Origin of the sequence: Yersinia similis, assembly GCF_001053095.1 — a bacterium.
GTDB lineage: Bacteria > Pseudomonadota > Gammaproteobacteria > Enterobacterales > Enterobacteriaceae > Yersinia > Yersinia similis.
The window spans coordinates 98,234-109,856 of the sequence record NZ_CGBP01000008.1 but is presented as its reverse complement, the minus strand read 5'-3'; the positions used below and the strand labels follow the sequence as shown (position 1 = coordinate 109,856).

Genomic DNA, 11,623 nt, shown 5'->3' with positions numbered 1-11,623 from the left:
GGTCATCAGAGGAGGAAGATACTATTTCTGCTGACCACAAAATTTTAGAAGTGTTTAGAAACACTCAGACCGATATAGCCTTCGTTATAATCACCACGTTTGTAGTAATTAATATTTCCATCCAGACTAAGATTATTTTTTAACTGTAAATTAGAGTTCATTTTTGCTTCAAAAATATTATTGCCGACGCTATCACCTTCAACGATAAAACGGCCTTTTCCTTTCCCCTGATTCGTGGTTAATCCGGCCTTTTTGACAATAATCTCGGAATCATTCAGGTCACGGTAACCCATTAATGTCAGTGACGGTGTCAATAAACCCATCCCTAACTCATAGGTATTAAATGCGGTTAAACCAGCACCTAAATGTTTCACTGAATAAGATTGGCGATCCACTTCCAAACTGGCAGGTGAGCCGAATTCTGCATAGTCATCCACACGGAGCCATTGATAGTTATAGGCAACACTTGGCTGTAGTTTCACCACATCCAAATCAAAGGTCATACCGGCCTTGACCTGATAACCCATTTGTAAACTGTTATAGTCTGCCGTTGCTTTTGTATTCCCCTGATAACCGGTATTTTCACCAATATTGCGGGTGCTGCTATTACTGTTATATCCCATATTCACGTTACCATTGAAGAAGTAACGATCATCAAACCAGCCGGTATAAGCCATAAGCTCATAGCTATCGACATCTTTTTCATTACCATAGCTGTGAATATTAATATTGGCATTCTGATAGCCAAGAGAAACACCAAATAGTGATTCATCATTAAAACGGCGGTCTACACCGACATTAATACCATAGCCATTGGTCTGATATCCCGGCGTATACGTTCCGCTGCTTTGACGGCTGTGAGCGTATAAGGTTTGTGCCCAGAAGTTCCACGGAGTTGCTGCTGACTGATTACGCAAATAGAGGCTGCGGTTATCTATTTGATCGCGCATTTTATCTACCATCCGTAATGCAGCGCGGACTTCACCACCTTCCGCATTCGGGGTTATCTGATCGGCCATACTGGCAATACCAGCACTACTATTACCGGCTGACGTCAACAATGCCAGTAATTCACCACTCGCTTCGGATTGAGTTTTGTTGTATTGGCTGAGTGCATAACTCACGATATAATTTGCTGCATTGAGCTGATATTTATTAGCCCCGCCTTCAAGTGCCAGGTCCAGGAAATTATCGGTACCTTCGTAGTTCACACCATAACGTACGATTAACTGATTACCACTTATTCCCCCGTTCACTATGGGGTCTGTCGTAGTCACCCAAGAGTCCGTCTGTGCTAATAACGGCGAGAGGTTACTGAGCACGGTGATTTCATTTTGGGCAACATCAATTGGCCCGCTCATCCCACCATTGGACTGGATAAGGATAATATCTTTATTCACGATGTCATTAATATTGCTGCCTACATATGAAAACAGGGCTTTACTTCCCGTATTAAATACCGTTTTACCTTCAACGAGTAAAATGGGGGATGCTAAATCCACCTCATCACCAATTTTAAAGTCAAGAGAGGCATTGTTTTTATTCGTAAAATCACCACTCCAAGTGATGGTTCTATCTTTTGCAATAATACTCAGGTTGCCCCAGTTTTCTAATTTCTCAACACCTGAAATTGCATAACCATCGAATAAGGCATTCGCTGCAGCACCTTGATAGGCAAAGTTAATCTTATTCCCTGCAACACCATTACCTCGTATATCGCCATAGATACTGCCATTAATATCCATACGCATAGCTGTTTTAGCGTCACGGAAATCAATTGCGGCACCATTCCCTCTAACAATAGAGCCATCTTTAATAGCTACACCAAAGTTAGGGGTTGCGGCTGTGTGTGAGAATGAACCATCAATTTTAATTGCTGTACCATTCTCGCTGATAATACTGATACCTCTTTCGAGGTTAATATTATTGTTAAATACCGTGTTCCCATCAGCATAAATCGCGTGTGCATCCGTGCCGGTGGCAATAATATTTTTACGCAAATATTGTGCTACAAAGGGAGTGCTACCTGAATAAGTTAATGCATTTCCATTGGTGATATATAAATCATTAGCTAATGATACAGCCCTGCCATCATTAGCGATGAACGCATCACAACTACTGCCTGCTGGCGCTTCTGGTGGGCAAACTACGGCAAGTGTATTAAAAGAGACCGACAATAGAATCGCAGAGATACTTATGGCGAGAGTATTCGCCTTAAATTTATTATGCATGACATTACCTTCCAATAAACAGGAATAAAAATGAATATAAATAGGTGCTATGGGTTATTTTAAATCGCAAATAACATCAATGCAGCTTTAAATCAACAGGTGTATTCGTTAATTTAGAATGTTGCTCTTACACCTACTCTCATGTATTTCACCCGTGAGTCATCTTTACCCATCGTATAGCCTTCTTGATATTTCACATTTTCAATATAATATTCGGCTTGAAGGCGGAAAGTATCTGATAATGGGTAAGCTAACTGTAATGCCAAACGATCAACTTTACTCATGGTCTTAGTTTCACTGAATGCTGCACTTTCATACCAGCCAGATGTTTCACCATAGGCCAGGGAGTAACGTGCATAAGGTGTTAACACCAGACCAATTGGCGTATTCCAGTTGAAGTAGAAACGTACCTGCTGGTTTTTCGAGTCATCAGATAACCCCCAGGTCTCACCCTTATCGCTACGTTTACCTGCATTAAAATAGTTCAGTGTCATCTGTGTATTGGCGCTGGATTTAAAACGGATACCCGGCTCAATCTCCCAGGACAGACGATCAGAATTACGCTCAACTAGGCTAGACGCGGTGTTCGCTTCTTCGCGCTCCATCCCTACTATCATGTTACCGACAAAAGCGAAACGTTCGGATAACTGATATTGCCCCGCAACCTTGGCATCATAAAAATTAATCGTGGTACGGTTTCCGCTCGCATAGGTGCTTAAATCTTCACGGATACGAAAACTGGGCTGGATCCAACCTTCAGCAAAACGGAAACGATAACCGGCACTCACTTCCATACGCTGATAACGTTGATCGGTATCGTGCAACTGCTTACGAAAACCGAGATCGTAGTACCAGTTAGAGCCATCCGGGTTGATCGTCATATCCAGACGTGGACCGCTGTAATCGTAAGTTGTACCATAATCCCCCGTTACCCAACTGAGGGTTGCATTCACTTTTGCTGCCTGAACATCAGCAGGCATCAAGGCAACCATAATTCCCAGGCAGGCCGCAGTTCCAGAGGTGACTAACAACTTTCCAGAGGTGATTAACAACTTCGCTTTCATAATGACATGTAATCCTTGTAATTATAGAAATACGCTACATTGCGGGATCTGAAGAGAGGTTCCAGCATCGATAGCTCCGTTACCGGAAATTTTTTGACCGGCCTGTAGGTAAATCGCTTTTTTATGATTAATAACCTGGTGAAGGCTTGTACCTTGAGTGTGATTATATCCTTTATATGCTTTCGAGTGCTTACGATGGATCACAAAATAACACATCGAAAGTCTGTAGTTTATTAACCGAAATCACATATTTTCGAAATTAGACAAAAAAACACAAAAAAAAGAGTTCGAAAGGTGGTGGGGATGTTTGTCATACAAAAATGAAAGGGAGTGTAAAAAGTCGCTTCCAAAAGAAGCCTCTAAGGAACGACTCGGTAAACCTCATCAATATCCGTTAGTCAATAACGATCAATCAGTATTCAGCTAGGGTAAAGGCGTGATCTTCGGCTGCTAGTAAAGTGTATTGGAATTGCTAAGCACTATTCTGGATACGTACAATTTCTTGCAGTCGACTGTCATCGAAAGTCTGATCTGGCATCCCGATATGTAACACTTGCCAACAATTCGAACTGTTGTGCCGCCGCTGGTGGTAGCCATGCCACCATTAATCCCACCAAACAGCCCACAATGGGCGTCTTATACATGTCTTGTTTACTCTCCCTATCGGTTACCGATAAAACTCTTTGGAATATTACTTTGAAATAATAAGAAAGATAATAACAAGGATTCGAAAAGATCAAGGAGGCTGAGGAGGGAGATTAGTGCACTAAGTCATGGTTTTGAAATTTACAGTAAGAAAATGGAAGCTATCTGCCATGTAATAGCGCTTTCGTGACTGACGAGAATTGACCCGTTTATTAAATTAATTTTTCTTGCTCATGACCAAACAGGCTTGGATCTTGCTTTACTGGGAATGCAATTGGGCCAGACATTACAGACAACTGACTGAGTAGATAAGAGAGTGCCGTCGCGTATTGAGCAAGATGCTGTAATTTCTGTACTTATTTTTTGTTACTTGGCTCACTATTTTAGCAATTTAGTGAAAATAAACTGTGGAGACAAATAATTTGTACTACCTTTAAAACGCTGGATATTAAATGTTCGGCATACATTAGGGTTATAATCACTTCAGGAGGTCTCATGAGTAAGATAACGGATTGTTGTTCAGAAGAAAATCATCCCAATAGCAGACGAAGCGTATTGAAAGCTGCCTTGGGCATGACTGCTGCAGGCGTTATCGGAGGAATTGGTCTGGGATTACCTCAAATATCTTATGCTGCGGCACTGACCCAAGAAGAACGGGATAAGTTAACGCCAGATCAGATAGTTGAAAGTTTAAAACAGGGTAACAAGCGGTTTACATCTGGCAAAGCACTGCAGCATGATTACCTCGCACAAAAACGTGCCAGTGCAGAAGGGCAATTTCCAGCTGCAGTCATATTGAGTTGTATCGATTCCAGAGCACCTGCAGAGATTATTTTAGATACGGGGATCGGTGAGACATTTAATGCCAGAATTGCCGGTAATATCGCTAATGATGATTTACTGGGCAGTTTGGAATTTGCCAGTGCTGCGGCTGGTGCTAAAGTCATTCTCGTTATGGGACATACTGCCTGTGGTGCAATAAAAGGTGCGATAGATAACGTTGAATTAGGTAATCTGACGGGCCTTCTTAATAGAATCAGACCGGCAATTGAAGTGACCCAGTTTGATGGTGAAAAAAGCAGTAAGAATGAAAAGTATGTGGATGCCGTAGCCAAAACCAACGTCAAAAATACTATGGATGAAATACGTAAAAATAGCGAAATAATCAGGAAGTTAGAACAAGAAGGGAAAGTTAAAATCGTTGGAAGTATGTATAATTTAAATAATGGAGAAGTAGAGTTTTTCATGTAGTGTAACTTCGCTATCATTTCCTCTTTTTCTTTCCCCTTGATATAATTCAGGGGGAAAGTCAGAACATATATCTATTAGTGACATTAATTTATTCATCCTTTTTCTTTTTTTATTGGTTTGTTAGGCTTGGCTGAAATTAAAAAGTATGATTATATGAATAACACGAAAATCAATATGTCTTCTTTATGTATTTACTTTTATGAATAAATATAAATACTTCACAAAATTGATAGTTAAACGATTACATATGAATTAGATCAAAATAATAAATTCATCATATAAGTTATGTAAATTAAATGCCAATATGATGTTATTATTCTGTATTTTGAGTTGTAAAGTTAAACAGTCATTTGAAAGTTAACTTTATTTCTTGAAATTTATTTTCATTATTGTATTTTACTCGTGTGATTATCTTCTGTTACATAAGTGAATAAAATTGATTTTAAGTATTATAAATAATAATGACATGTCGGTAAGTATATTTCTGTATATTCTTTATTTAATTGGCTTTTAGGAAACTTCATTGCTTACTATTTGATTTTTATATATTATCTATCATATAGTGGAGAAACTAAATCCTTAGTGAGTTGATTAAAAAATATTTATATTCATTAAATATAGTTAAAATACATAATTTAATTGGTTTTATTCATTGAATGACAACGATAATAAACACGTATTTCCTTATCACATCTTTAACGTGATCGGTTGTTATAAACTTAATGAATAATTTTAAGGGTTATCTATGTATGTTGATACGGTTTCTGTTGTCTCTGGTAGTAAATTCATTGATATCAATGGTAAAGGAGTCATTGATTATGAAAAAGAGATGTCTTTGGATTGCTGTATGAATAAAATCCATTTTCACACAAGAAAAGTTAGCATTGATATTAATGAGAAACAGAAAAGACTGGTTATGTGTTTGTTTAACGATGTAAATAGAAAGCAAGATATTATAAAAGTAGTATGGTACGAAAACCATAAAAGTATTTCAGATAATAACTACCACCAGTTAATTCATAAGTTTAGAGTGCATTTAAAAAGTTTTGGGATCCCTGAATGTATTATTAAAACAATAAATAGATATGGAATTAGACTTGATACAAGTTTATTAATAACAGTTATGTCCACTAAGGTAAATGAGAGATTCAGTGGCTATTAATAAATAATATTCACCGTCTTTGTTAGTTTGCTATCATTATTTATAATGAGAGGGGTGTTTTTGTTAAAGATAAGACTAAAAAATCCTTTTAGGAAATTCACCTGTAATCAATTTATCTTTATTGAATTGAGTATTATATTTCTAGTTGTATTTCATACAGTGATGGTTTTTTGGTCAATTATTTATAATGATAGCAATGATATGTTTATCTTGTACGATGGACAGGCCTACGATAGTCAAAATTCTACCGAAAAGACTAAGGTAATAGACAGTAGTAAATTGTCGAAAATGTTTGAACGTAAAATAAAAAAACCAGATAAAGAAATGGAAATGAATGATGTTCTTTTTTACTCTCCAGAGTATATAGGGGAAATAAAACTGGTTGGCGTAGTTGAACACTCAGAACCATCAGAGTCGATTGCAATATTGGAGATAAATGGAAAGCAAAAAATATATCTAACAAGGGAGAATATAGAATATGAAGATATAGTAATAGTGAGGATATTTACTGATAGAGTAATTATTAAGTATGCGGGTAAATATTATTCATTGATAATTTACTAATGTGTTATTTATATTAAAAATATTTTTTGTTTTATCTGTATAGAGCGTAGACTTATCAATCCATCTAAAATAAATGGTGTAATATCATGTATGTTAGTGGCAAAGGAATTAAATCTATCCATGGAATTATTTTTTTATTCACTATAATTATGCCATTAGACATAATAAGTGCTGACTTCTCTGTCTCTTTCAGAGATGTAGATATAAAAGAGTTTATTAATTCAGTAAGTAAGAATATTAATAAAACTATTATTATAGATCCTACGGTCCAGGGGCTTATCAGCATTCGAAGTTATGAGAAATTGGATAAAGATACGTATTATCAACTTTTCTTGAATGTGCTTGATGTTTATGGTTATGCGGCCATTGAGATGCCACATAATGTCCTCAAAGTGATCCCATCAAAACGAGCCAAGGGAGTAGTAGCACCGGAACCAAAAGAGGGGGTAACATTCGATGGTGATGAATTGATAAATAGAGTTATTACTCTTAGGTACATATCAGCAAAAAAAATAGCGCCGTTATTACGACAACTCAATGATAATACGGAATCTGGTAGTATTATTAATTATGACCCATCTAATGTTTTGTTAATTACAGGGCGTGCTGCGATAGTAAACCGTCTACATTCAATAGTTACTGATCTTGATCAAGCCGGAGATAATGACATTGAGCTTTATAAACTCAATTATGCGATTGCTGCTGATGTTGTTAAAATAGTAAATGAAGCTATAAATCCAATAAATAATTTAAAACAAGAAGTATTAATGGTAGGAAAGGTTATTGCTGATGAAAGAACAAATTCTATATTAATCAGCGGTGACACATATATCAGAAAAAAGTCTATTCTAATGATAAAGAAACTCGATAAGCGACAAAGTAGCGATGGGAATACAAAAGTGGTTTATATGAAATATGCTCAAGCCTCAAAGCTATTAGATGTATTAAATGGAATAAGCACAGGTTTGCAGGATGAGAAAAAAATAAAGCAATCTAATAAATGGAACCAGAGACCTGTGGCAATAAAAGCATATGACCAGACGAATGCATTAGTTATTACAGCAGATCCTGACATGATGCTAGCGTTGGGGGAAGTAATAGAAAAATTAGATGTCAGACGTGCGCAGGTTTTGGTAGAGGCTATTATTGTCGAAACTCAAAATGGAGAAGGTGTTAATCTTGGCGTTAAATGGGAAAACAAGCGTTCTGATGATGTTAATTTTATTAAAAATCCTGGTGGCTTACTAAATAATAATGGATGGGGTATAGCCACAACAATTACTGGATTAACTGCTGGTTTTTACAAAGGAAACTGGAATGTATTGCTTAGCGCTTTATCGACAAATACAAATAATAATATACTCGCAACTCCCAGTATTGTTACTCTTGATAATATGGAGGCTGAATTCAATGTGGGTCAGGAGGTGCCAGTGCTCACATCAACGCAAACGACAACTACAGATAAGGTATATAATTCAATTTCAAGGCAATCTATAGGTGTCATGCTAAAAGTAAAACCACAAATAAACAAAGGTGATTCAGTTCTACTTGAAATCAGGCAAGAGGTATCAAGTATCGCTGATGGCTCTACTGTTAATACAAATAATTTAGGGTCTGTTTTTAACAAACGAGTAGTGAATAATGCAGTATTAGTCAAAAGTGGAGAAACAGTTGTTGTTGGTGGATTACTTGATAAGAAATCCAGTACGATTGTTAATAAAGTCCCTTTCTTAGGTGATCTCCCATTAATAGGATGGCTATTTAGACAAACCAAAGAGAAAGTGGAAAAAAGTAATCTTATTCTATTTATAAAACCGACGATACTTAGAGAATCCGATGACTATAACATAGTGACGTCAAAAGAATATGATAAATACAAACAAGATAATGTGAGTGGATATACTTTAGCCGATGATATAGTGCTGTCAGATAAAAAACACTTAGGTATTATCCCTAGCATTAGGAAAGATATAAATAATTTCTACATACTGTTGGATTCAGAGCTATGACGGATATTGAATCTGAACTCCATACTTTTCCATTAACGTTTAGTTGGTCAAAGAGTCATGGTGTGCTTATTCTGCCTATGGCTCAGGGCTGCCAGTTGGTTTGTCGTAAATCAGCGACATTGGAGGCTATACTTGAAGGTCATCGGGTGGCTAATAGTCCAATATCTTTCAATTTAGTTACTGATGAAGAGTTTGAAAATAACTTAACTGAACGGTACCAAAACAATTCAGCTGACCCATATCAGACAATGAGCATTATCAGTAATGAGATTGATGTTTACTCTTTTGCTAGCGAATTATCTGACAGTGATGATTTATTGGATATAACAGATGAAGCACCTGTAATAAAATTAATTAATAGCATTTTGGTAGAAGCAATTAAAGAGTTGGCATCTGATATACACATAGAGTCTTTCGATAAGAAACTTACTGTAAGATTTCGTATTGATGGTGTGTTAAGGAATATATTGGAATTACAGCGTCATGTTGCACTATTATTAGTGTCGCGTATAAAAGTTATGGCCAAATTAGATATTGCAGAAAAACGTATTCCACAAGATGGACGTATAGCTCTAAATTTAGCGGGTAGAGCGTTGGATGTTCGCGTTTCGGTATTACCATCTAGTCATGGTGAACGGGTAGTTATGCGTTTGCTTGACAAAAATAGCATTAAATTGGATTTACCCTCATTAGGTATGTCGAAAAATAACTGTATTTCTATGAATACGCAGGTACACAAGCCTCATGGCATTATCTTGGTTGTTGGCCCAACTGGTTCGGGTAAAAGCACTACGTTATATGCTGCTTTAATGGGGATTGATGCGAATGAGAAAAATATTATGACTGTAGAAGACCCTATTGAGTTCGACATACCTGGTATATCCCAAACGCAAGTAAACCCAAAAATTGAAATGACATTTGCTCGTAGCTTAAGGGCAATATTACGCCAAGATCCTGACGTTATTCTTATCGGTGAAATTCGTGATATTGAAACGGCACAAATAGCGGTTCAAGCTTCTCTAACCGGCCATTTAGTTCTATCTACATTACATGCCAACAGTGCGGTAGGTGCAGTGACCAGACTGAAGGATATGAATGTAGAGGCATTTATGCTTTCAAGTTCATTATTGGCCATCATATCCCAGCGGTTGGTTCGAAGATTATGTATAGCGTGTCGGCAAGCGTCGCCAGTGACGGAGACGGTATTACAACGTTTGAATATTGATGATAAATGCTCTCTGGTTGGCTCGGTGTACCGTGCTAAAGGTTGTAACAAATGTAATCTTACTGGTTATCGTGGACGTATTGCTCTCCATGAGTTTCTCGTCGTAGATAACTTGTTGCGGGGGGCTATTTATAAAGGGTTAGGAGAGTTTGAACTGGCTAAATTGGCCAGTGGGGCTATAAACAGTCTTCTATCTGATGGGATAAGCAAAGTCATTGCAGGATTAACCACTATAGAGGAGCTGATAAGAATATGCCAAGAGGATGATAATGGCTGTATTTAAATATGTTGCCATCAGCAAAAGTGGAGCCAAGATAAAAGGTAATATTGACGCGGAAAATATACGCGCAGCCCGCTATCTCCTTTATAAGAACAACATGCATGTCTTAAGTATAAAAAAAAGAATTTTACTTTTTAATAAGTATATGATCAAAAGAAATAGCAATAAGACGGATTTGGTATTGATTACACGGCAGATAGCAACATTAGTAAGTTCTTCAATGCCACTAGATGAGGTTTTAGATATTGTTGGGAAACAAAATAGTAAAAGTAAAATGATTAAAATAATTCAAGAAATTAGACTTAATATACAGGAGGGGCATTCCTTTGCTGATGCGCTATCTCATTTTCCTGCAGTGTTTAGCCCATTATATAAAACGATGATTACAGCTGGAGAAGTATCAGGGCATCTGGGATTAGTGCTGGTTCGTCTTGCTGACCATATCGAGCAGGCAAAAAAAATACAAATAAAAATAATTCAGGCACTCATCTATCCTTGTGTGTTAATTATAATATCACTAGGTGTCATTGTCATATTGCTGACAGCAGTTGTACCGAATATAGTAGAACAGTTTTCTTTTTCTGAGAAGGCGTTACCATTATCAACAAAATTATTGATGATGCTCAGTTATGGCGTAAAAGAGAATATTGTTATTATCATTGCTATAACCGTTTTGGTAGTGATTTTTTTACATAGATTACTAAAAATAAATAAAATAAATATCTTTTTTCATCGGTACTATTTAAGATTGCCAATCTTAGGGGATATGTTTGTTCGTATAAATACATCTCGTTATCTTAGAACATTAACAACACTACATTCTAATGGGGTGGCAATCGTACAGGCAATGAATATGAGTAATGCTGCATTAACGAATTTATACATAAAAAACAAGTTAAATATTTCAGTTAAATTAGTCAGTGAGGGTTGTAGTTTATCATCATCTTTAGCCGATAGTGGAATATTTACCCCTATCATATTACATATGATCATATCAGGGGAGCGTAGTGGTAAGTTGGACCGCATGTTAGAAACTGTGGCTGGTGTCCAAGAAGAAGATCTGATGAATCAAATAAATATAGTAATGCTATTGTTAGAGCCAATTATAATTATTGTTATGGCTGTATTTATTTCATTTGTTATTCTATCAATTCTTCAGCCAATACTTCAAATTAACAGTCTTGTTATGTAG

The 11,623-nt window shown here is 36.7% G+C and carries 8 protein-coding genes and 1 pseudogene; 6 read left to right on the top strand and 3 right to left on the bottom strand.

What is annotated here, in order from left to right:
* Window positions 1-44: 44 nt before the first annotated feature.
* The 3 genes and pseudogenes from yapM to AC971_RS25590 all read right to left on the bottom strand — a co-directional run bounded on the left by yapM (window position 45) and on the right by AC971_RS25590 (window position 3,939).
* Window positions 45-2,231: an autotransporter YapM gene (gene yapM, locus AC971_RS08420; RefSeq protein ID WP_025381057.1), complete on the bottom strand. Its 2,187-nt coding sequence runs from the start codon at window positions 2,229-2,231 to the stop codon at window positions 45-47.
* Window positions 2,232-2,344: 113 nt separating this feature from the next.
* The gene (locus tag AC971_RS08415) at window positions 2,345-3,295 is read right to left on the bottom strand and encodes an OmpG porin family protein (RefSeq protein ID WP_025381056.1); all 951 of its coding nucleotides are present in this window, start codon (window positions 3,293-3,295) and stop codon (window positions 2,345-2,347) included.
* 472 nt (window positions 3,296-3,767) lie between these two features.
* Window positions 3,768-3,939, bottom strand: a pseudogene (locus AC971_RS25590) (hyaluronate lyase).
* 496 nt (window positions 3,940-4,435) lie between these two features.
* Here AC971_RS25590 and AC971_RS08410 point away from each other — a divergent pair.
* The 6 genes from AC971_RS08410 to AC971_RS08385 all read left to right on the top strand — a co-directional run bounded on the left by AC971_RS08410 (window position 4,436) and on the right by AC971_RS08385 (window position 11,623).
* On the top strand, window positions 4,436-5,191 hold the full coding sequence (locus tag AC971_RS08410; protein ID WP_025381055.1) for a carbonic anhydrase: 756 nt from the start codon (window positions 4,436-4,438) through the stop codon (window positions 5,189-5,191).
* A gap of 745 nt (window positions 5,192-5,936) precedes the next feature.
* Entirely contained in the window at window positions 5,937-6,353 is a 417-nt protein-coding gene (locus AC971_RS08405) for a winged helix-turn-helix domain-containing protein (protein ID WP_025381054.1), read from the top strand.
* Between the two features lie 162 nt (window positions 6,354-6,515).
* Window positions 6,516-6,917, top strand: coding sequence for a type II secretion system protein N (locus AC971_RS08400; RefSeq protein ID WP_025381053.1), 402 nt, complete (start codon window positions 6,516-6,518; stop codon window positions 6,915-6,917).
* Between the two features lie 86 nt (window positions 6,918-7,003).
* Window positions 7,004-8,926, top strand: coding sequence for a type II secretion system secretin GspD (gene gspD, locus AC971_RS08395; protein ID WP_025381052.1), 1,923 nt, complete (start codon window positions 7,004-7,006; stop codon window positions 8,924-8,926).
* Entirely contained in the window at window positions 8,923-10,434 is a 1,512-nt protein-coding gene (gene gspE / locus AC971_RS08390) for a type II secretion system ATPase GspE (protein WP_025381051.1), read from the top strand. The genes gspD and gspE overlap by 4 nt, the downstream gene beginning before the upstream one ends.
* Window positions 10,421-11,623, top strand: a complete 1,203-nt coding sequence (locus AC971_RS08385) for a type II secretion system F family protein (protein WP_156343833.1) — start codon at window positions 10,421-10,423, stop codon at window positions 11,621-11,623. The genes gspE and AC971_RS08385 overlap by 14 nt, the downstream gene beginning before the upstream one ends.